Source organism: Shewanella saliphila (assembly GCF_014648295.1).
Classification (GTDB): Bacteria; Pseudomonadota; Gammaproteobacteria; order Enterobacterales; family Shewanellaceae; genus Shewanella; species Shewanella saliphila.
Genome location: NZ_BMQV01000040.1, coordinates 19857 through 41493 on the forward strand (window position 1 = coordinate 19857; position 21637 = coordinate 41493).

19 protein-coding genes are annotated in these 21637 nt (G+C 42.8%); 16 read left to right on the plus strand and 3 right to left on the minus strand.

Features of this window, described 5'->3' with window-relative positions; all coding sequences use genetic code 11:
- Positions 1-217 precede the first annotated feature (217 nt).
- A complete protein-coding gene (locus IEY48_RS16015) occupies positions 218-2113 on the plus strand; it encodes an HD domain-containing phosphohydrolase (RefSeq protein WP_188922114.1) in 1896 nt (631 codons plus the stop codon).
- Positions 2114-2197: 84 nt separating this feature from the next.
- On the opposite strand, the gene dapD is transcribed toward IEY48_RS16015, so the two are convergent.
- The 3 genes from dapD to map are packed head-to-tail and all read right to left on the minus strand — an operon-like array spanning position 2198 to position 6474.
- Positions 2198-3022, minus strand: coding sequence for a 2,3,4,5-tetrahydropyridine-2,6-dicarboxylate N-succinyltransferase (gene dapD / locus IEY48_RS16020; protein ID WP_188922116.1), 825 nt, complete (start codon positions 3020-3022; stop codon positions 2198-2200).
- Between the two features lie 60 nt (positions 3023-3082).
- A complete protein-coding gene (gene glnD / locus IEY48_RS16025; protein ID WP_188922118.1) occupies positions 3083-5656 on the minus strand; it encodes a bifunctional uridylyltransferase/uridylyl-removing protein GlnD in 2574 nt (857 codons plus the stop codon).
- A 20-nt stretch (positions 5657-5676) separates the two neighbouring features.
- Positions 5677-6474, minus strand: coding sequence for a type I methionyl aminopeptidase (gene map / locus IEY48_RS16030; RefSeq protein WP_188922120.1), 798 nt, complete (start codon positions 6472-6474; stop codon positions 5677-5679).
- Between the two features lie 372 nt (positions 6475-6846).
- Here map and rpsB point away from each other — a divergent pair, with 372 nt between their 5' ends.
- The 15 genes from rpsB to rnhB all read left to right on the plus strand — a co-directional run bounded on the left by rpsB (position 6847) and on the right by rnhB (position 21592).
- On the plus strand, positions 6847-7575 hold the full coding sequence (gene rpsB / locus IEY48_RS16035) for a 30S ribosomal protein S2 (protein ID WP_188922121.1): 729 nt from the start codon (positions 6847-6849) through the stop codon (positions 7573-7575).
- Between the two features lie 117 nt (positions 7576-7692).
- Positions 7693-8544, plus strand: coding sequence for a translation elongation factor Ts (gene tsf / locus IEY48_RS16040; RefSeq protein WP_188922123.1), 852 nt, complete (start codon positions 7693-7695; stop codon positions 8542-8544).
- 69 nt (positions 8545-8613) lie between these two features.
- Positions 8614-9351, plus strand: coding sequence for a UMP kinase (gene pyrH, locus IEY48_RS16045; RefSeq protein ID WP_188922125.1), 738 nt, complete (start codon positions 8614-8616; stop codon positions 9349-9351).
- 157 nt (positions 9352-9508) lie between these two features.
- Positions 9509-10051: a ribosome recycling factor gene (gene frr, locus IEY48_RS16050; RefSeq protein ID WP_283106270.1), complete on the plus strand. Its 543-nt coding sequence runs from the start codon at positions 9509-9511 to the stop codon at positions 10049-10051.
- An 81-nt stretch (positions 10052-10132) separates the two neighbouring features.
- The gene (gene uppS / locus IEY48_RS16055; RefSeq protein WP_188922129.1) at positions 10133-10957 is read left to right on the plus strand and encodes a polyprenyl diphosphate synthase; all 825 of its coding nucleotides are present in this window, start codon (positions 10133-10135) and stop codon (positions 10955-10957) included.
- A 19-nt stretch (positions 10958-10976) separates the two neighbouring features.
- The gene (locus IEY48_RS16060) at positions 10977-11834 is read left to right on the plus strand and encodes a phosphatidate cytidylyltransferase (protein WP_188922131.1); all 858 of its coding nucleotides are present in this window, start codon (positions 10977-10979) and stop codon (positions 11832-11834) included.
- 5 nt (positions 11835-11839) lie between these two features.
- Positions 11840-13030, plus strand: coding sequence for a 1-deoxy-D-xylulose-5-phosphate reductoisomerase (gene ispC, locus IEY48_RS16065; protein ID WP_188922152.1), 1191 nt, complete (start codon positions 11840-11842; stop codon positions 13028-13030).
- 12 nt (positions 13031-13042) lie between these two features.
- Positions 13043-14413: a sigma E protease regulator RseP gene (rseP, locus tag IEY48_RS16070; RefSeq protein WP_188922133.1), complete on the plus strand. Its 1371-nt coding sequence runs from the start codon at positions 13043-13045 to the stop codon at positions 14411-14413.
- Between the two features lie 31 nt (positions 14414-14444).
- Positions 14445-16928, plus strand: a complete 2484-nt coding sequence (gene bamA / locus IEY48_RS16075) for an outer membrane protein assembly factor BamA (RefSeq protein WP_188922135.1) — start codon at positions 14445-14447, stop codon at positions 16926-16928.
- Positions 16929-16992: 64 nt separating this feature from the next.
- A complete protein-coding gene (locus IEY48_RS16080; protein WP_188922154.1) occupies positions 16993-17490 on the plus strand; it encodes an OmpH/Skp family outer membrane protein in 498 nt (165 codons plus the stop codon).
- Positions 17491-17495: 5 nt separating this feature from the next.
- Complete coding sequence (gene lpxD, locus IEY48_RS16085; RefSeq protein ID WP_188922137.1) at positions 17496-18521, plus strand: UDP-3-O-(3-hydroxymyristoyl)glucosamine N-acyltransferase; 1026 nt, start codon at positions 17496-17498, stop codon at positions 18519-18521.
- A 32-nt stretch (positions 18522-18553) separates the two neighbouring features.
- The gene (gene fabZ / locus IEY48_RS16090) at positions 18554-19015 is read left to right on the plus strand and encodes a 3-hydroxyacyl-ACP dehydratase FabZ (protein ID WP_188922139.1); all 462 of its coding nucleotides are present in this window, start codon (positions 18554-18556) and stop codon (positions 19013-19015) included.
- Complete coding sequence (gene lpxA / locus IEY48_RS16095) at positions 19012-19782, plus strand: acyl-ACP--UDP-N-acetylglucosamine O-acyltransferase (protein ID WP_188922141.1); 771 nt, start codon at positions 19012-19014, stop codon at positions 19780-19782. Before fabZ ends, lpxA begins: the two co-directional genes overlap by 4 nt.
- A gap of 8 nt (positions 19783-19790) precedes the next feature.
- Complete coding sequence (lpxB, locus tag IEY48_RS16100; protein ID WP_188922143.1) at positions 19791-20945, plus strand: lipid-A-disaccharide synthase; 1155 nt, start codon at positions 19791-19793, stop codon at positions 20943-20945.
- A gap of 17 nt (positions 20946-20962) precedes the next feature.
- Positions 20963-21592, plus strand: coding sequence for a ribonuclease HII (gene rnhB, locus IEY48_RS16105; RefSeq protein WP_188922156.1), 630 nt, complete (start codon positions 20963-20965; stop codon positions 21590-21592).
- The last annotated feature ends 45 nt before the right edge of the window (positions 21593-21637 follow it).

The window sequence follows — 21637 nt, forward strand, 5'->3', positions numbered from 1 at the left end:
AGTACAGAACAACGCCATTAAACCCGCCAGTGGCTAGTGGATTCAAATTTAGCGTTATGTTGTATGTAGCATTAATAGTTAACTTGAGACGCTTTAAACGGATTAGATACTAAATCAGATTGGTGTCCAAGCAAAAATCAACGGATTGTCAGCACTAGGTTATTTGTGTTTTATGTCATTTGATAGTGGATAAATTTTAATTTTTATAGGGTTGTTGATGCTACAAAAAGCTGATTTTTTCTTAAAACCATCTGAAGTACCCAAAAGTGCAAAACTGAGTTGGGGCATTGTAAACAATCGGCTTGAGTTAATTAAGCTAAGTGAACCCTTGTATACTTTGGTTAAAAAGCCGATTTCGGCGATTTTAAAGCAACCACTGTCAAATGCATTTCCTACATTAAAACTCGACGACATTGATTTTTCCCTACGCGACAGTACTCATGTGATTAACTTTGTTGATGACAAAGGCCATGCACTGCAAGCTAGATTTACTCCATTAACAGAAAGTGTCGAACATTGGTGCCTTAGCATTATCGAAATAGAACTCGATAAAGCTTGGCTAAATGAACTTCATCCTGATTATCACCAAGCAATCCAGTCAAGTGATAAATGGCTCGAGCAGATTGAAGAGGTTATTAATGCCAGCGGCGATTTAGTGTTTGTCACGGCAATTAAACAAGCCTTAGCATTAACCCACTCTAAAGTCGGTTATGTTCATATTTTTAACGAAAAAGCCAACCAAATTGTCCAAACCGCTTGGGATGAAGACGTTGGTGATTACTTCTCGATACCTAAAAAACAAACCTACAGAGCAGATACTGGGATTTGGGCTGAAACAATTAACACCCGTAAAGCGGTTATTCAAAATGACTTAAGCACTGTCATTGAAGGCAAAAGCCAAAAAGACGGTTACTTTGCCTTTGAAAATCATCTTTGTATTCCCGTGCATTATCGAAAAAAGCTGGTAGGTATTATTGGTGTGGGTAATCGAGACAAGCCATATACCGATGTTGATGCCAAATCATTAACTATTTTTGCCACTATTTTATGGCACAGTGTTGAGCTGCCAAGAACCATGAAAGCAGTGTCGCATCAGTCTGGCATTATCAAGGCACAAAAAGAAAAAATGACCTTGATTTTGGTGCAATTGATTGGAGCTATATCTGAAGCACTAGAGCTCAAAGATGCTTACACCGCAGGCCATCAAAAGTCGGTGGCGCAATTAAGCTATTTAATGGGCGAGAAAATGGGCTTGTCACCTGAACGCTTAGAAGGGCTTAAATTAGGCGCGTTAATCCACGATATCGGTAAACTGGCATTGCCGAGCCAAATTTTGGCTAAACCTTCACGGTTAACCGATGCTGAATTTGAATTAGTGAAACAGCATCCAGAGCAAGGTGCAATGATTGTTGATGAGGTTGAGTTTCCTTGGCCAATTAAAGAAATGATTTTACAACATCATGAGCGTTTAGACGGTTCAGGTTACCCTAAAGGGCTTAAAAGTAAGGACATTATTTTTGAAGCTAAGATTATTGCGGTTGCAGATATTGCCGACTCTATTTTAAGCCATCGCCCTTATCGTCCATCACTGGGTATGGATGTACTCACTCAGGAGTTAATGAAAGGACGTGGTACACGCTTTGATGCCGATGTGGTTGATACCTGTTTAGAAATTTTGGCCGTAGAAGATTTTAAAGAAGAAGAATATGTATCGAGTTTACCCTTAATCCCTGTGGTGTTTTTAGAGGAGTACCATACCTTAGAGCACGCTGAAGCCATGATGAAAAAGGCTAAATTGGACGTTGCCGTGGTATTGTCTGAGCAAGAACGTAAACCAATAGGGATTATTGATACCCAAACGTTGGCATTTTGGCACAGTCCTTTTATTGATACTGCAGCAGAGCGAGCGGCCGATAGAAGTTTATTAAATAAGCGTGCCCACCAAATTATGACTCATAAAATGAATTTGATTGGCGACCATACTATTTTAAATGATGCTAAAATCACCCTAGAGAAAACCAACGCCAATTATTTACTGGTTCAAAATGACAAAGAGCAAGTATTGGGGATGTTAACCTGGCAATTATTGGCCAATGCCATTTTAAAAAAATAACCTAACTAACCATCACATCAGGTTAACTAAAAAAGGCGCTTATCAGCGCCTTTTTTTAGTTAATGAATGCATCGAATACGATGATTAATCAACAATGCGCAGCAGTTCATTAATACCCACTTTACCGCGAGTTTTAGCGTCTACTTTCTTAACGATAATCGCAGCATATAAGCTGTATTTACCGCAAGCAGATGGCAAGTTACCAGACACAACAACAGAGCCTGCTGGTACACGGCCGTAATGTATTTCACCGGTTTCACGGTCAAAAATACGTGTGCTTTGGCCAATGTAAACGCCCATTGAAATCACGCTGCCTTCTTCAACAACAACGCCTTCAACGATTTCGCTGCGCGCGCCAATGAAGCAGTTGTCTTCAATGATAGTAGGGCCGGCTTGTAATGGCTCTAATACGCCACCAATACCCACACCGCCTGATAAGTGAACGTTTTTACCAATCTGTGCACATGAGCCAACCGTTGCCCATGTATCAACCATGGTGCCTTCGTCAACGTAAGCGCCTAAGTTTACATATGATGGCATTAATACGGTGTTTTTCCCGATAAATGAGCCTTTACGTACGGTCGCTGGTGGCACAACTCGGATGCCTTCAGCTTTAAAGCGTGCTTCGTCATAGTCAGCAAATTTTTGCGGAACTTTGTCGAAATATTTAGTGTCGCCACCGTCAATCACACCGTTGTCGAAAATACGGAATGACAGTAACACTGCTTTTTTAAGCCATTGATGAACATGCCATTCACCGTCAATTTTTTCAGCAACGCGTGCTTCGCCTTTGTCTAGCATGTTGATTACAGTTTCAACATCAGCACGTACACTTGCATCGACACTTGTTGGTGAAATGTCTTGGCGTGTTTCGAATGCTGCTTCAATGCGTTGGCGTAAAGCCTCCATTGTTTTCTCCCAGTAGGTAATGATTAGCTCAAAATTAGCATAAACATTGAGTTTAAAAAATTAGTTAGATGATTTCAGCGCCAATTTTAAGGCTTCTGATAATTGTTGCTGCTGTGGCTCGTCTAAAGCCGCGCCGCTTTGGGTTTGCAATATAAAGAAATCCTCTGCGCGCTCACCAATAGTGGTGATTTTTGCCGCTAATAATGTCACGCCACAACGATAAAATGTGTCACCAACTTTGGCGAGTAAGCCAGGCGTATCCAAGGTGATTAATTCCATCATACTTGTACCATGACGGGCACTCGGTAAGAAACTCACATGAGTCGCAACATTAAAAGGTTTCATGATCCGCGCCAGTTTTCTGAACTTTGGCAGTTTAGGGTTCTCACTAGCTAAGGCTTTTTCGAGCGCTTTACGGATACTTTGAATGCGCGACAGCTGAATAATCGGTTCGCCATCTTGTTCTAAAATGACAAAGGTATCGAGTACGTAGTCATCTTTTGAGGTCATGATGTTGGCGTCATGAACATTGATGTTTTTATTGTCTAATACAGTCATTACCGTGGCAAACAGCTTAGGTTTATCTTTACTGTAGATAAATAGCTCAGTGCCGCCTCGGGTTGTGTGCTTAGACATTAATACTAATGGTTCGTCGCGGTTATGCTTTAAAATCGCTTCAGCGTGCCAAGCCACTTGATTGGGTTGATGACGTAAAAAATAATCGGTTTTAAAACGCGACCACAATAAGTCCATGTCTTTTTCTTTTAAGCCACGGCGGATCAGTTCTTTTTTAGCCTTAGCTTGAATTTCGCTTACCCGCGCTTTTACGTCGACAGGTTTTTCTTTGCCACGGGCTAATACGCGCTGTGTCGAAAAATATAAATCGCGCAGTAATGAGGCTTTCCAGTTGTTCCAGGTTTTTTCATTGGTGGCACAGATATCAGCAACGGTAAGGCAATACAAATAGCTTAAATGAACTGTGTCGTAGACTTTATCGGCAAATTCAGCCACTACGTCAGGATCTGAAATATCACGGCGCTGAGCGGTAACAGACATCACTAGATGATTTTCAACTAACCATGCAACTAGGCGTCCGTCATGATCGTTCATGCCATGCAATTTACAAAAGTCGATGGCATCTTTTGAGCCGAGTTTGCTGTGGTCACCACCACGACCTTTGGCAATATCATGGAAAATTGCACCTAGTACCAATAAGCCTTTTTTAGGTAATTGGTTAATTAAAATCGCCCCAAGAGGGAACTCATCTTTTTGTTCGGCTTGTGAAAAACGTTCAATATTGAGTAATAATCTATGAGTATGCTCATCGACGGTGTACGCATGGAATAGGTCAAACTGCATTTGACCTTCAATTTTACGCCAGGCGGGTAAATACGAAGATAAAATACCGTGTTTGTGCATAAACGATAACGCTTGAATGCCTCTAGGGTGCTTTAAAATTTCCATCAGCACTTTGCGACAAGCAGGGTTATCTTGCAAAGGTGCGGTTAATCCACGACGCGCATTACGCAATAAACGTAAGGTTGGGGCGTAAATATCTTGAATGTTAGAGTTTTTCGCTATCATTAAAAATAAACGTAAAATCTCTTCATTGGCGCGAGTAAATAACTCATCGTCTAATACTTCAATATAGCGACCACGGCGCTGAAACTGATGATTAATCGGCTGAATCTCTAAGGCTTGAGTGTGCCCAAGAGTGGCGCGTTTAAATAATTGCAGCAACATTTGATTCAGTTCCATCACTCGGCGTACCGTGCGATAGTAGCGTTTCATCATTTGCTCCACAGCAAGTTGTGTGGCGTCTTCATAGCCAAGTAAACTGGCTACCTGGCGCTGTAAATCAAACAGCAGTCTGTTTTCATTGCGATTTGCCGTGATGTGCAGGGCAAAGCGAATTTCCCACAAAAAGTTTTGACACTCAAGCAGTTCTTCTAACTCCGCAGGGGCAAGAAAATCATACTCGACTAATTCTTCTAAGGTTGCGGCATCAAAATGACGCATTGCAACCCATGCCACGGTTTGAATGTCGCGCAGTCCACCTGGGCAGGTTTTAATATTGGGCTCTAAATCGAAGGCGCTGGCTTTACTGTGGCGGGCAATTTGTTCTTCTCTTTTGGCATTGTAAAACTCATAAGATGGCCAAAAGTCTTGTTGACGAATGTTGTCGTAGAGTAAATCGAACAAGTTTTCACTGCCAGTTAATAGCCTTGCTTCAATTAAGTTAGTGGCAATGGTGATGTCTGCTTTGCCTTGCTCAATGGTTTGGCTAAGCGTGCGAACGCTGTGGCCAATTTCAAGCCCGGTGTCCCACAGGTAAGTAATAAACAAACTTAATTGGCTTTCTAACTCGGCAGATAATGGTTCATCGTTAACTAAAAACAATAAATCGATATCAGAATGAGGATGTAATTCACCGCGGCCGTAACCGCCAACCGCAACCAAGGCAAGTTCGCCAGTATTTAAAGCGAATTCTTGCCATGCTTGGGTTAATAAAGAATCAACAAATTGACTGCGATGCTTAACAATATCAGCAATAGGGTGTTTTGCTGTGTATTGCTCAACTAAGCGCTGGTTTAAGTCTATTAATGCATTTTTGGCGGCCAGCGCAGTTTTCATTGATATCCTTACTCTTTCTGTTAGTGATTAATGATACGAGGGAAGTCTTCTTCTTCGCGTAACGTTAATACTTCTACACCGGTTTCGGTAACCAGTAATGTATGCTCCCACTGAGCTGAGTTTTTACCATCAGATGTGGTCACTGTCCAATTATCGCTTTTGTCTAAAATTGTAGTATGGCGACCCGCGTTAATCATTGGCTCAATAGTAAAACACATGCCAGGTTTAAGCACGGTTTTGTCATTGTTTTTGTAATGTACAACCTGAGGTTCTTCATGAAAACCAGAACCAATACCATGACCACAATAATCTTGCACGATGGAGTACTTATCAAGCCCTGTTTTGCTTGCCTTGATGAATTTTTCGATGGTCGTACCAATTTCGCCTAATTTTAAACCAGGACGAACCTTACGAATCGCCAAATATAAGCTTTCCTGGGCAATTCGGCTTAAGCGTTTGTCTTTTGCTGACACTTCACCGATTAAAAACATTTTAGACGTATCACCATGATAACCATCTTTAATGACAGTAATATCAATGTTGAGCATATCACCTTCTTTTAAAGCGTATCCAGATGGAATGCCATGGCAAACGACTTCATTAACAGAGGTGCAAATTGATTTTGGAAAACCATGGTAATTGAGTGGTGCTGAAATTGCGCCTTGCTCTTCGGTATACTTTGCACAAATTTCGTTAAGCTCGTCCGTGGTCGCGCCAGCTTTTACAAAAGGTGCAACCATTTCTAATACTTGCGCAGCCAGTTTTCCTGCTGCACGCATTTTTGCTATTTCGTCTGCATTTTTAATCACAATACTCATGAAAACTCTCTATCATTTGGCGGTCAAAATTGGCTTGTTTTACCCAAGGATTTTACGGCAAAAATTTGTAATTCGTTGCCGATTATGGTATAAAGCGCGCCGTTGTGTATAAGATCGTTGTTGTACGGTTCGAGTTAGCTCGATGTCGTTGTCTGTCATTAAACGCTTATTTATAGGCATTTTAAACAAAACATCACAAAGAGTTCGGCAAACCGTAAAATATGGCGGCCATTATACATGGCAATTAACTTAAATACTAAATCACACACGTATCGACACATTTTTCGGGGTGCTTTTTTATTACAACGGTAATAAGAAGGTCGAAAACATGGGATGCGTGGAGGTCTAACCCCTTACATTAAGGTATATACAATGACTACTGTTTCAATGCGCGACATGCTACAAGCTGGTGTTCACTTCGGTCACCAAACACGTTACTGGAACCCAAAGATGAAGCCTTTCATCTTCGGCGCTCGTAACGGTGTACACATCATCAACCTTGAGCACACTGTACCAATGTTCAACGAAGCTTTAGCTTTCATTAGCAACGTTGCTTCTAAGAAAGGTAAAGTATTATTCGTAGGTACTAAGCGCGCTGCTGGCGAAGCTATCAAAGAATCTGCAATTTCTTGTGACCAGTACTATGTTGATCACCGCTGGTTAGGCGGTATGTTAACAAACTGGAAAACTGTTCGTCAGTCAATCAAGCGTCTTAAAGAGCTAGAAAGCCAGTCTGTAGACGGTACTTTCGACAAGCTTACTAAGAAAGAAGCGCTAATGCGTTCACGCGAATTAGACAAGTTAGAAAAGTCTTTAGGCGGAATTAAAAACATGGGCGGCTTACCTGACGTATTATTCGTTATCGGTGCTGACCATGAGCATATCGCTATTAAAGAAGCAAACAACCTAGGTATCCCAGTTGTTGCAGTTGTTGATACTAACTCTGCGCCAGACGGTGTTAACTACATCGTTCCTGGTAACGACGACGCGATGCGTGCTATTCGTTTGTACACTTCATCTGTTGCTGCTGCTGCCAACTCTGGCCGTGGTCAAGATTTAGCTGTTCAAGCTGAGCAAGACGGTTTCGTAGAAGCTGTTTAATAAGGCGTGATGGTTACCATCTCCCTTATTTGCCAATAACATAATTGGTGAACAGGGGCCTTTTGGCCCCTGTTTTATAAATGCATAATTAGACGAATTAAATTAGAGGATTTAACAATGGCAATTACTGCTGCCCAAGTTAAAGAACTTCGTGACCGCACTGGCGCTGGCATGATGGACTGTAAGAATGCACTGACTGAAACTAACGGTGACATCGAATTAGCAATTGATAACATGCGTAAGAGCGGCGCTGCAAAAGCGGCTAAAAAAGCGGGTAACATCGCTGCTGACGGTACTATTCTAATCAAGAACGGCGACGGTTTCGCTGCACTTTTAGAAGTTAACTGCCAAACTGACTTCGTTGCTAAAGATTCAAACTTCCTTGGTTTTGCTAACGCAGTGTTAGACGTTGCTGCAGCATCTAAAGTGACTATTGAAGATCTTAAAGCACAGTTTGAAGAAACGCGTGTTGCTTTAGTGGCTAAAATTGGTGAAAACATCAACGTTCGTCGCGTTGAGTACATCGATGGTGCTAACCTATCTTCATACCGCCACGGCGACCGTATCGGTGTTGTTGTTACTGGTGAAGCTGATGAAGAAACGTTAAAGCATATCGCTATGCACGTTGCTGCTTCTAAGCCTGAATTCGTTAATCCTGAAGATGTACCTGCAGATCTTGTTGAAAGAGAACGAGCTCTACAAGTAGAAATCGCAATGAACGAAGGTAAGCCACAAGAAATCGCTGAAAAGATGGTTTCTGGTCGTATGAAGAAGTTCACTGGTGAGATCTCTCTTACTGGTCAAGCTTACATCATGGAACCTAAGAAAACTGTTGGCGAAATTCTTAAAGAGAAAAAAGCAACAGTAACTAACTTCATTCGTTTAGAAGTTGGTGAAGGTATCGAGAAGAAAGCAGAAGATTTTGCTGCTGAAGTAGCTGCTCAAATCGCTGCAACTAAAAAAGCGTAATCGCTTTTTCTCTAAGTACCCTAAGACCGCAGCAACCGCTGCGGTCTTGTTATAATCAGGACGAAAATTATGAGCACCAATCCAAAACCAGCGTTTAGACGTATTCTGCTTAAATTAAGCGGTGAAGCATTAATGGGCGAAGAAGGCTTCGGCATTGACCCAAAAGTACTTGATCGTATGGCGCAAGAAGTAAAAGAGCTTGTTGAACTCGGCATTCAAGTTGGTGTGGTCATTGGTGGTGGTAATCTGTTTCGTGGTGAAGGCTTAGCAAAAGCTGGCATGAACCGCGTGGTGGGCGATCACATGGGTATGTTGGCAACGGTAATGAATGGCTTAGCCATGCGTGATGCCTTGCACCGTGCATATGTTAATGCTCGCCTAATGTCAGCCATTCCGTTAAAAGGTGTGTGTGATGACTACAACTGGGCTGAAGCGATTAGCTTATTAAAATCGGGCCGTGTAGTGATTTTTGCTGCAGGTACTGGTAATCCTTTTTGCACGACCGATTCTGCAGCGTGTTTACGCGGAATTGAAATTGAAGCTGAAGTGGTATTAAAAGGGACTAAAGTAGATGGTGTATACTCTGCTGACCCAATGAAAAACCCTGAAGCAGTTAAATATGACACGTTAAGCTATGCCGAAGTCCTTGAATCAGAATTAAAAGTAATGGACCTTGCAGCATTTACCATGGCGCGTGATCATGATATGCCAATTTTAGTGTTCAATATGAACAAGCCTGGCGCACTTCGCCGCGTGATTATGGGTGAAGATGAAGGTACTGTTATTAGTAGTAAAAAACCTGCTTAATCACAGAAGTAAAAAATAGTTATACCAAATAATATTTATTCTTATCAAAGTGTAAATTAACTGTTTGAGCTGTTTTATTGCTTGTGTCATTCTTAGACCAAAGCTCAAGCACACATGAATTTGTGACAAAAAGGAAATTATTGTGATTGATACTATTATGTTAGATGCGCAAGAGCGCATGGGTAAATGCGTTGATGCGACTAAAAACCAAATGGCTAAAGTGCGTACTGGCCGTGCACACCCAAGTTTATTAGACTCTATTCAAGTTTCTTATTACGGTTCTATGGCGCCACTTAACCAGGTTGGTAACGTCGGTGTTGAAGACTCGCGTACATTAACTGTCACTGTGTTTGACCGTACTATGGTTCAAGCAGTAGAAAAAGCCATCATGAGCTCTGATTTAGGCTTAAACCCTATGACAGCGGGTGCAACCTTACGTATTCCGTTACCCGCATTGACAGAAGAGCGTCGTAAAGACTTTATCAAAGTGGTTAAAAACGAAGCTGAAAATGGCCGTATTGCTATCCGTAACGTACGTCGCGATGCCATCAGCGAAGTTAAGAAGCTTGAAAAAGCCAAAGAATGTACTGAAGATGATGTGCGCCGCAGTGAAGACGAAGTGCAAAAATACACTGATTCTTACATCAAAAATATCGACACCATTTTAGCAGCGAAAGAAAAAGAGTTGATGGAAGTATAATCTCTCGACATAGACGCTAGAGTTAACACGCCGTGTAAGGGTATACTACACGGCGTTTGTTTTTATAAAGGATTGCCGTAGATGTCATCTACAGTTGAGTTTGAATCAGATCCAAATGCAGATCCGGAGTTAGTCGCTTCGCAATTGCTGCCGGGACAATTATCTGATGTTGTAAAACAATCTCTACCTAAGCATGTTGCGATTATCATGGATGGTAATGGCCGCTGGGCCCAACTGCAGGGAAAAGCCCGAGTGTTTGGCCATAAAGCCGGTGTTAAAGCGGTACGTCGTGCAGTGAGCACTGCCAGCCAGTTAGGGATTAAATCATTAACACTGTTTGCTTTTTCGAGTGAAAATTGGCGGCGTCCAGACAAAGAAGTCAACTTATTGATGGAGCTGTTTTTTACGGTATTGCAGCGCGAATTGAAATTACTTGATAAAAACCAAGTCAAGCTCAATATTATTGGCGATATCAGCCGTTTTTCACCGCGTTTGCAAAAGCAAATTGCCGCCGCACAAGAAAAAACGGCAGGCAACACTGGCTTAATATTGAACGTGGCAGCTAATTACGGTGGCCGCTGGGATATTTTACAAGCGGCACAAAAATTAGCCGAAAAAGTCGCAACTGGCGAAATCAGCAGCAGTCAGATGACTGAAGATGCACTAAATGAACATTTATGCATGCAAAATCAGAGCGAAGTTGATTTAATGATCCGTACAGGCGGTGATTACCGCATTAGTAACTTTGTTTTGTGGCAGGCCGCCTATGCCGAATTGGTGTTTACTGACACCCTGTGGCCTGACTTTGATGAACAAGCATTTCGCGATGCACTTGTCATTTTTGCTAGTCGGCAGCGCCGTTTTGGTTTGACTGGGAGTCAAATCGAAGAAATACGCGCAATATAAAATTTAAGAGGATTAGTTTTTGCTAAAACAACGAATAATAACAGCATTGTGGTTAATCCCAATTGTACTCGGGGCGATATTTTTACTACCAGCAAATTACTTTGCATGGGTTTTAGTACCAGTGTTTTTAATTGCAGCAAAAGAGTGGGGCAGTTTTATTGACCCTCAATGCAATGCGACTCAATGGTCTTTTACGGCCACCTTAGGTTTTTTGCTTATCGCGCTTAATTTAACCGTACCAGTTGATGTGTTGTGGTTTAAAGGCCAATTACACCCAATGTACCTGGCAATCATCACCATTGGTGTGTTTTGGTGGCTTGTTAGTTCAGTGCTGGTGTTTAGCTTTCCTAAAAGTGCCAAGTTTTGGCAAACCAGCCCAATGCTCAAATCGATGTTTGGTCAACTCACATTAGTGCCATGTTTTGCCTCGCTAATCGCACTCAAATCGTTAAGCAGCAATGTTGATCCTTATTACGGTGGCGCACTGGTGTTTTTAGTGATGCTAGTGGTATGGGCTACCGATACTGGTGCATATTTTGCGGGCCGCACGTTAGGTAAACACAAATTGATGCCAAGCGTTAGCCCAGCTAAAACTTTAGAAGGCCTCGCTGGCGGGTTGATTACTAGTATGGTTGTGGTTGCTGGCGTTATGTATGTTGCACCTGAGCAAGAGCTTGGATTACTGGTTGCAGTGACGTTAGTCACTGCATTGGCCTCTGCATTTGGTGACTTATCTGAAAGCATGTTTAAACGTGCAGCCAATATTAAAGATTCAGGCACCATCTTACCTGGCCATGGTGGTATTTTAGACCGCATCGACAGCTTAACTGCGGCCTTACCCGTGTTTACCTTTATCTATATTGCAATGTGGATGTAATGCCAATGCAAAATATGGTGATATTAGGAGCAACAGGCTCCATAGGGGCAAGTACGCTCAGTGTGATTGCGAACAACCCGACTGAATTTAATGTTTACGCTCTAGTGGCCAATGCCAGTGTCGATAAGATGCTGGCACTGTGTTTACAACATCAGCCTCAATACGCGCATATGGTTAATGAACACGCCGCTATGCAGCTTAAAGCGCAGCTCCCAGCCGGTTGCGTTACCGAGGTAACCACAGGCGCACAGGCGCTTAATGCACTCGTTACTGATAGTCGCACCGATACGGTCATGGCCGCCATTGTTGGCGCAGCAGGTCTAGTGCCTACGTTTGATGCCGTAAAGGCGGGTAAACGTGTGTTGTTGGCCAATAAAGAAGCGCTCGTGATGTCGGGCGAATTGTTTATGAACACAGCTAAAGCCTCAGGTGCTACCGTGCTACCTGTCGATAGCGAGCACAATGCGATTTTTCAATGTTTACCCGCGCAAGTTCAGGGGCAACTTGGCTACTGCGACCTTGGCCAACATGGCATTTCACATATCTTATTAACCGGTTCAGGCGGTCCGTTTTTACAAACCGACCTAAGCACCTTAAGTGCCATGACACCGGCTCAAGCCTGTAATCATCCTAATTGGTCTATGGGTCCTAAAATCTCAGTAGATTCTGCCACTATGATGAATAAAGGCTTAGAGTTTATTGAAGCTCGCTGGCTGTTTAATACTCAAAAAGAACAGCTGAAAGTGGTGATTCATCCGCAAAGCGTGATTCATTCTATGGTGCAGTATCGAGATGGTTCGGTTATCGCACAAATGGGAAATCCAGATATGCGCACTCCAATTGCTCATTGTATGAGCTATCCGCAAAGAATTCACGCTGGTGTTGAACCTTTAGACTTTTTCAAAGTCGGACAATTAAGCTTTTGTGAACCTGACTTTAGCCGCTTTCCATGTTTACAATTAGCGATGCAAGCCTGTGAACAAGGTCAAGAAGCCACGACAGTGTTGAACGCAGCCAATGAAATTGCTGTTGATGCATTTTTAAAAGGTCAGATACGCTTTACTGATATAGCGGATGTTAATCATCGCTGTTTAGATTCGGTACAACAAACTCGACTCGCCAGCATTGAAGATATTTTACAGCTCGATGAGCAGGCGCGTGTAACCGCGAAGTCAGTAATTAAAACACTTAATTAATTCAGGGAAATAATGATAGATTTTTTGTGGAGCCTTGGTTCATTTATCGTTGCATTGGGTATTTTAATTACTGCCCATGAATACGGCCATTTCTGGGTTGCTCGTCGTTGTGGCGTCAAAGTGGAGCGTTTCTCTATTGGGTTTGGTAAAGCCATTTGGCGTAAAGTAGGCCAAGACGGTACTGAGTATGTGGTCGCGATGATCCCACTCGGTGGTTACGTTAAAATGCTCGATGAGCGGGTTGAAGATGTACCTGCTGAATTAGTTGACCAGGCTTTTAACCGTAAAACGGTATGGCAACGTATTGCCATTGTATCTGCAGGCCCCATTGCTAACTTTATTTTTGCCATTGTTGCTTTGTACATTATGTACATAATTGGTACCCCGTCACTTAAACCGGTTATCGATAGCACCAAATTAGACAGTCCTGCAGGCATCATCAATGTGGTCGAGCCACAACAGATTATTGCTGTGTCAGGCCAAAACGTGCGCACTTGGGAAGAAGTGAACCTGGCTTTAGTCGGACACATTGGAGACAGCAGTCTCGATTTAACCATCGCGCCGCTAGCAACCTTGTCGGGCATGGATATGCCGACAAAGACAGTCACGTTAGATACAAGTGACTGGGTGTTTGACCCAGAAAAAACCTCACCTATCACCTCGTTAGGTTTACATATTTTCCGCCCAGGTATTGACCCCACCATTGCCGTTGTCAGTGCTGACAGTGCCGCAGAGCAAGCGGGTTTACAGGTGGGTGACACCTTAACCAGTATTAACGGTAACCCTTACAGTGATTGGAATGCTTTTGTTGATGTGGTACAAACATCGGCAAACCAAACAATCAACATGACATTGATACGTGATGGCCAAGTCATCCATGTCGATGTGACACCTAAAGCACAACAAAACGCAGATGGGCAAACCATTGGTATTGTTGGCATAAGCCCAACTCAAGCACCATGGCCAGATAATATGCGCTTTGAACTTGAGTATGGCATAGTAGATTCGCTCATCGCGGCAGCAGACAAAACGTGGCAACTCGTTGTGGTCAGCTTCAAGATGATTGGAAAGTTATTTACCGGCGATGTGTCGGTGAAAAACCTAAGCGGTCCTATCTCGATTGCACAAGGCGCAGGCGCCAGTGCAAGTTACGGGTTAGTGTATTTTCTTGGGTTTATCGCGCTCATCAGCGTTAACTTAGGCATTATTAATTTAATGCCTTTGCCAGTGCTCGATGGTGGACACTTGCTGTATTACTTTGTAGAAGTGATTACTGGTAAGCCTGTACCGGAAAAGGTACAGGAAATAGGTTTCAGGTTTGGCGCAGCTTTGCTGCTAATGTTGATGGGCGTAGCCTTATTCAACGATTTTGCCCGACTCTGAGCAAGGACAGACAAATAATTAGAAGTGCTCTATGAGATTGAATAAAATTTTTGCCTCGATGTTATTCGTCGGCGCGTCTTTTTCAGGGAATGGTTGGGCAGAGTCTTTCCAACCTTTTGAAGTGACCGACATTCAAGTAGAAGGTTTGCAACGAGTTGCTCTCGGTGCAGCGCTATTAAGTTTGCCTGTGAAAGTAGGTGACACGATAGATGAAGTTAAATTACAGCAAGCCATTAAGAGCCTGTATGGTTCGACCAACTTTGAAAACATCAGTATTAGCCATGAAAATGGCATTTTGTATGTGAACGTCAAAGAACGTCCAACCATCAGTATTATCTCGTTTGAAGGCAACAAAGACATCAAAGACGAACAGCTACAAGAAAGTCTTGATGGTTCTGGTGTTAAATCAGGTGAGTCGTTAGATAGAACGATGTTGTCAGGCATTGAAAAAGGCCTGCAAGATTTCTATTACGGCGTGGGTAAGTATGGCGCTAAAGTTGAAGCGCAAATCATAAATTTACCGCGTAACCGTGTTGAACTTAAATTTAAGTTTACTGAAGGCCTTGCGGCAGAAATTCGTCAAATTAACGTAGTAGGTAACACAGTCTTTTCTGACTCAGAGCTGATTAGCATGCTTGAGCTTAAAGACTTTGTCGCCTGGTGGGATTTATTCGGCGAGCGTCGCTATCAAAAGCAAAAACTACAAGCCGACTTAGAAACCATTAAGACGTATTATCACAACCAAGGCTATATTCGCTTTGAAGTGACGTCTACTCAGGTTGCGATGACGCCAGACCGTAAAGGTTTGTACATCACAATTAACGTTAATGAAGGCGAAAAATACAAGGTTAAAGACGTTAACTTAGTGGGCGACCTTATGGGCCGTGAAGAGTTAATGAAATCGATTTTGCCAATTAAACCCGGCAATATGTACAACGGTGCAGATGTGACATTCACCGAAGAAATGTACAGTAAATACCTTGGCCGTTTTGGTTACGCTTACCCAGAAGTCAAAACCTATCCAGAAATTGATGATGAAAACAAAGAAGTTGTTCTCAACATCAATGTTAATCCTGGTAAACGTGTTTATGTTCGCTCTATCAACTTTACCGGTAATACCGTAACTAAAGATGAAGTGATGCGTCGTGAATTGCGTCAAATGGAAGGGGCTTGGTTAAACTCAGCGCAAATCGAACAATCTAAAACTCGTCTTAACCGTTTGGGTTACTTCGAAACGGTTGAAACTGAAACCATTCAAGTGCCTGGCAGTGACGATCTTGTTGATGTCGCGGTTACCGTTAAAGAGCAACCATCAGGTTCGTTCAACGCGGGTGTGGGCTACGGTACAGAGTCAGGCGTTAGCTTACAGTTTGGTGTTGAGCAAAATAACTTCCTTGGTACCGGTAACCAAGCCGGTGTGAGCATTAACACCAACAAATATTCAAAAAGTGCGACCTTGTCTTATACCGATCCGTATTTTACCAAAGACGGTGTCAGTTTAGGCGGAAGCATTTATTGGAACGAGTTTGATGCTAACGAAGCTAACCTTGAGCGTTATAAGAACAAATCTTATGGTGTTGCATTGACTTCAGGCTTCCCAGTAAACGAATCTAACCGTTTAAATGGTGGTATTGGTTATCGTCATAACACCATTTCTGAAATCTCATCTTACGAACAAGCGGTGCGTTTTTATAATATTTACCGTGAAACTGATGATGTCGATTCTGATTTAAGTTTTGATAACTTTGAGCTAAGTGCAGGATGGTATCGCAGTACGCTTAACCGTGGTACGTTCCCTACAGATGGTTCGTCGCAACGTTTTAGCGGTAAAGTGACGATACCGGGGTCAGATTTACAATATTTTAAAACTGACTTCGAAACTAACTTCTATTTCCCGATGACTCGTCAACACGGATTTGTTTTGTTAGCGCGAGCGCATTTAGGTTACGCTAACGGTTATGGTAGCTATAACGACAATGATCAAATTTTACCGTTCTGGGAGAACTACTACTCAGGTGGTTCAAGTTCATTGCGTGGCTTCTCCTCTAACTCTGTGGGTCCACGTTCATTCTATCTCTACCGTGGTAGTGAATCTTGTTCGCCAGACCCATCAGCGGATGGTTGTAGCTTACCAGGCGACCCAGACTCAGTTTATGTGAGTGATGGTAGCTCTATTGGTGGTAACGCAATTGCAACCGCCAGTATTGAGATGATCGTGCCAACGCCATTCTTAGATGAAGCTTATACCAACTCGGTACGTACCAGCTTCTTCATCGATGCCGGTAACGTGTGGGATACTGAATTTGATTATGATGGCTATCGTTATTTACCTTCGGATCAATTTTCTCAGTTAAGTGATTATAGCGACCCTGAACGTATTCGGGCATCATGGGGTATGAGCGTACAGTGGTTGTCGCCTATGGGACCAATGGTATTCAGTTTAGCCTGGCCAATTAAAGAATATGAAGACGATGAAACAGAGATTTTCTCGTTCAATATTGGCAAAACGTTCTAAAACAAATACACTCGGCAAGTTTTGCTGATAACAACAAGTTTAAAAGGAGTCTACTTTGAAAAAGATGGTAAATCGCGCACTAGTTACTTTGGCATTTCTTGCTACACCTATGCTAGCTCACGCTGAGAAAATCGCAGTGGTTGATATGGGTGAAGTATTTGAGCAGTTGCCACAGCGCGAGCAAATTGCAAAGTCATTAAAAACTGAATTTGGCGATCGTGTTGCTGAAGTTCAAAAAATGCAGGAAGAAATGCGTACGTTAGTTGAAAAGCAACAACGAGACGGCGCATTAATGAGCGACACTCAAAAAACTGAATTAGTACGTAAAATGGAATCATTAAAGTCTGATTTCCAATTAAAAGGCAAAGCACTGGATGAAGACATGCGTCGTCGTCAAGGTGAAGAGCAAAACAAACTATTAGTTCAAGTTCAACAAGCGATAAATACCATTGCTGGTAAAGAAGATTACGACCTAGTGTTACAACGTGGTGCAGTTATTTTTGTTAAGCCAGAAGCTGACATCAGCGGTAAAGTGGTTGAAGCCTTAAGCAAAGGCAAATAAGTAATATGCAAAAAGTGACTTTAAAAGAGCTTGGCCAGCAATTAAACGCAACGATTAAAGGCGATGCAGCATTGGTAATTTCCAGTGTTGCAACACTTGAAGATGCGGTTCAAGGTCAACTCTCTTTTTTAGCCAATGGTAAATACCGTGCACTGCTTGAGGCAACTCAAGCTAGTGCGGTATTGCTGAGCGAAAAAGAAGCTGAATTTTATCAAGGCAATGCATTAATTGTTGCTGACCCTTATGTGAGTTTTGCCCGAGTGGCACAACTGCTCGATACCACACCTAAACAAGCATTAGGAATTCATCCATCGGCACACATTGACCCTTCTGCTATTATTGGTGACGGTGTTGCTATTGGTGCGAATGCGGTGATCGAAGCGGGTGTTATTTTAGGCGAGAACGTTCAAGTCGGTCCCGGTTGTGTCATCGGTCAAGACAGTATTATTGGCTCTGACTCGCGCCTATGGGCTAACGTAACCATTTATCATAATGTTCACATGGGGCAACACTGTCTTGTGCAGTCTGGTACTGTAATTGGTTCTGATGGCTTTGGTTATGCCAATGAGCGTGGTACTTGGATTAAAATACCCCAAACCGGCGGTGTTAGGATTGGTAATAATGTCGAAATTGGTGCGTGCACAAGTATCGACAGAGGTGCGTTGTCACCTACCGAAATCCATGACGGTGTGATTATCGATAACCAGATTCAAATTGCCCATAATGTGATTATTGGGCAAAACAGTGCGATTGCTGGTGGTACGGTTATCGCGGGCAGTTCGACCATTGGTAAGTACTGTATTATTGGTGGTAACTGTGCAATTTCTGGGCATTTATCCATTGCTGACGGTGTTCATGTCTCTGGTGGGACCAATGTAACGAGTGTTATTCGTGACAAAGGCGTGTATTCTTCTGCTACTATTGCAATGGAAAACAAACTTTGGCGTCGTAACACTGTGCGTTTCCGTCAATTAGATGAATTATTTAGCCGAGTTAAACAGCTCGAAAAAAGTGCCAAGGGCGACGAATAACCTAATATTCGGCCTTGATTAAGGAATGTAGTGTGTCAAACCAACTAAACACCATGGATATTAAAGAGATCCTTAAATATCTACCTCATAGATATCCATTTTTGTTAATCGACCGTGTTGTTGATTTCACCAAGGGTGAGCAATTACATGCGATTAAAAACGTCACCATTAATGAACCATTTTTTCAGGGCCATTTCCCTATACAGCCGGTAATGCCGGGTGTATTGATTTTAGAAGCAATGGCTCAAGCAACAGGCTTACTCGCGTTTAAAACCATGAGTACAGAGCCTTCTCCTGACGTATTGTACTATTTTGCTGGTATCGATAAAGCGCGTTTTAAACGTGTGGTTGAGCCCGGCGATCAAATACATTTTCACGTCAAAATGATTAAAGAGCGCCGTGGCATTGGTGTGTTTATTGGTGAAGCATTAGTTGATGGGGAACTGGTTTGTTCTGCAGAAATTATGTGTGCACGTAGAGAGATTAAAAAGTGATAGATAAATTAGCATTTGTTCACCCAACAGCCAAAATCGGACAAAATGTAACGATAGGCCCTTGGACCTACATTGGCGAAAACGTTGAAATTGGCGACGACACATGGATAAGCTCTCATGTGGTTGTTAAAGGCCCAACCGTGATTGGTAAAGGCAACCGCATATTTCAATTTGCATCAGTCGGTGAAGAGTGCCAAGACAAAAAGTATGCTGGCGAACAAACACGCTTAATTATCGGTGATAACAATATCATTCGTGAATCTGTCACCATTCATCGTGGTACCACACAAGACAATCACGAAACCCGTATCGGCTCAAACTGCTTATTTATGGCTTATGTGCATATCGCTCACGACTGTGTTGTGGGTAATAATGTGATCATGGCTAACAATGCTTCAATTGCTGGCCATGTACATGTCGGCGATTGGGTTATTCTTGGCGGTATGACAGGTGTGCATCAATTTGTTCGCATTGGTAATCATGCTTTCACCGCAGGTGCCTCTCTTATATTACAAGATGTGCCGCCATTTGTGATGGCAGCGGGTTCTCCCGCCGCACCACGTGGATTAAACCTTGAAGGCTTAAAACGTCGTGGTTTTAGCAAAGAAAGCCAGCGTGCGATTTTAAATGCGTATAAAGCTGTGTTCCGTAAAAGCTTAACCATTGAAGAAGCCAACGCTGAAGTGAGTGAGATGGCTGAAAAAGATGAAAATGTAAAAGCCTTTATGGAATTTATTAATCATCCTGGTCGCGGCATTATTCGATAGAAGACACGATGACTCAACGTTCTCAAAAAATATTTGCCATTGTCGCCGGAGAAATCTCCGGCGATATTTTAGGTGCTGGCTTAGTTAAATCACTTAAAAAACGCCATCCTGATGCCCGTTTCATTGGTATTGGTGGTCCGCGTATGCAAGCGCTCGGTTTTGAAAGCTTATTCTCAATGGAAGAGTTAGCCGTAATGGGCCTGGTCGAAGTGCTGTCACGCTTGCCACGTTTACTCAAGATCCGTTCAAGTCTGATCAAACAGATTACCGAACTCGCACCTGATTGCTTTATAGGCATCGATGCGCCTGATTTTAATATTGGTGTTGAGCTTAAATTAAAAGCCAAAGGCATTAAAACAGTGCATTACGTTAGCCCTTCGGTATGGGCGTGGCGTCCAAAACGCATTTTTAAAATAGCCAAAGCCACCAATATGGTGCTGTCTTTATTGCCGTTCGAAAAAGCCTTTTACGATAAACATCAAGTTCCGTGCACATTTGTTGGCCATACATTGGCTGATGATATTCCAATGCAAAGCGATAAACTGGCCGCACGTGCTGAGTTAGGCCTCGACCCAACGGCTGAATACCTCGCGGTATTGCCCGGTTCTCGTGGGGGCGAATTAGCCCAGCTTGCCGAGCCTTTTATTAAAGCAGCAGTATTAGTTAAACAGGCCTATCCAGACATTAAGTTAGTGACGCCTCTAGTGAATGAGGCGCGCAAAAAACAATTTACTGAAGCGTTAAAGCAATATGCTCCTGATTTAGAAATTCATCTTATTGATGGTCATTCTCGTGAAGTGATGGCGGCTGCAGACTGTATTTTATTAGCGTCTGGCACTGCCACTTTAGAGGCGATGCTGGTTAAGCGTCCTATGGTGGTTTCTTACCGTGTGAGTCCGATAACTTATGCTATCGCCATTCGGATGATGAACATCAGCAATTATTCATTACCTAATTTACTGGCAAATGAAACGATTGTGCCTGAATTGATGCAAGCAAATTGCCAACCTCAATTAATTGCAGACGCGATAATTGATCAGTTGAATAAAGATTTTGCGCCGTTAAATGCCCGATTTGAGCAATTGCATCAGCTACTTAAATGCAATGCCAGTGAGCGCGCAGCAGATGCTGTAGATGCTTTACTGGTAACAGGACAATCCTAATGATAACGCTTGATACTATGCCGGTAGTGATAAAAAACATCACACCTGAACAAGTCAATTTGATATCGCAAGGTGTTGTTGCTGGCGTTGATGAGGTTGGCCGCGGCCCATTAGTGGGCGACGTGGTGACAGCGGCTGTGATTTTAGATCCCAATAAGCCTATTGCAGGTTTAAATGACTCTAAAAAGCTCAGCGAAAAACGCCGTAATGCCTTATATCAAGATATTATCGACAAGGCGCTGAGTGTCAGTGTTGGCCGAGCTAGCCCGGCAGAAATTGATGAGCTGAACATTTTGCATGCCACCATGTTAGCCATGCAACGAGCAGTTGCCGGATTAAGTATTCAGCCGCACCGCGTACTCGTCGACGGTAATCGCGTACCTGACTTTGGTATTGCGAGTCATGCCGTGATTAAAGGTGACGGCTTAGTAGCAGCCATTAGTGCGGCTTCTATTATTGCTAAAGTGACCCGCGACGCTGAAATGGATATGTTAGACCAACAATATCCTCAATATGGCTTTGCTAAACACAAAGGCTACCCAACTAAAGCTCATTTTGAGGCTTTAGCATTGCACGGCGTATTGCCTGAGCATCGTAAAAGCTTTAAACCGGTTGCTGAACGTATTTTACTGCAGAATAAATCTTGATATTAAAGACAATAACCGACTTAATCATTGGAGAAAGTTGCTTAG

What these genes read in the sequence shown, in the direction of transcription:
- IEY48_RS16015 (WP_188922114.1), top strand. Translation starts at nt 218, where the DNA reads ATGCTACAAAAAGCTGATTTTTTCTTAAAACCATCTGAAGTACCCAAA.
- dapD (WP_188922116.1), bottom strand. Translation starts at nt 3,022, where the DNA reads ATGGAGGCTTTACGCCAACGCATTGAAGCAGCATTCGAAACACGCCAA.
- glnD (WP_188922118.1), bottom strand. Translation starts at nt 5,656, where the DNA reads ATGAAAACTGCGCTGGCCGCCAAAAATGCATTAATAGACTTAAACCAG.
- map (WP_188922120.1), bottom strand. Translation starts at nt 6,474, where the DNA reads ATGAGTATTGTGATTAAAAATGCAGACGAAATAGCAAAAATGCGTGCA.
- rpsB (WP_188922121.1), top strand. Translation starts at nt 6,847, where the DNA reads ATGACTACTGTTTCAATGCGCGACATGCTACAAGCTGGTGTTCACTTC.
- tsf (WP_188922123.1), top strand. Translation starts at nt 7,693, where the DNA reads ATGGCAATTACTGCTGCCCAAGTTAAAGAACTTCGTGACCGCACTGGC.
- pyrH (WP_188922125.1), top strand. Translation starts at nt 8,614, where the DNA reads ATGAGCACCAATCCAAAACCAGCGTTTAGACGTATTCTGCTTAAATTA.
- frr (WP_283106270.1), top strand. Translation starts at nt 9,509, where the DNA reads ATGTTAGATGCGCAAGAGCGCATGGGTAAATGCGTTGATGCGACTAAA.
- uppS (WP_188922129.1), top strand. Translation starts at nt 10,133, where the DNA reads ATGTCATCTACAGTTGAGTTTGAATCAGATCCAAATGCAGATCCGGAG.
- ispC (WP_188922152.1), top strand. Translation starts at nt 11,840, where the DNA reads ATGCAAAATATGGTGATATTAGGAGCAACAGGCTCCATAGGGGCAAGT.
- rseP (WP_188922133.1), top strand. Translation starts at nt 13,043, where the DNA reads ATGATAGATTTTTTGTGGAGCCTTGGTTCATTTATCGTTGCATTGGGT.
- bamA (WP_188922135.1), top strand. Translation starts at nt 14,445, where the DNA reads ATGAGATTGAATAAAATTTTTGCCTCGATGTTATTCGTCGGCGCGTCT.
- IEY48_RS16080 (WP_188922154.1), top strand. Translation starts at nt 16,993, where the DNA reads ATGGTAAATCGCGCACTAGTTACTTTGGCATTTCTTGCTACACCTATG.
- lpxD (WP_188922137.1), top strand. Translation starts at nt 17,496, where the DNA reads ATGCAAAAAGTGACTTTAAAAGAGCTTGGCCAGCAATTAAACGCAACG.
- lpxB (WP_188922143.1), top strand. Translation starts at nt 19,791, where the DNA reads ATGACTCAACGTTCTCAAAAAATATTTGCCATTGTCGCCGGAGAAATC.
- rnhB (WP_188922156.1), top strand. Translation starts at nt 20,963, where the DNA reads ATGCCGGTAGTGATAAAAAACATCACACCTGAACAAGTCAATTTGATA.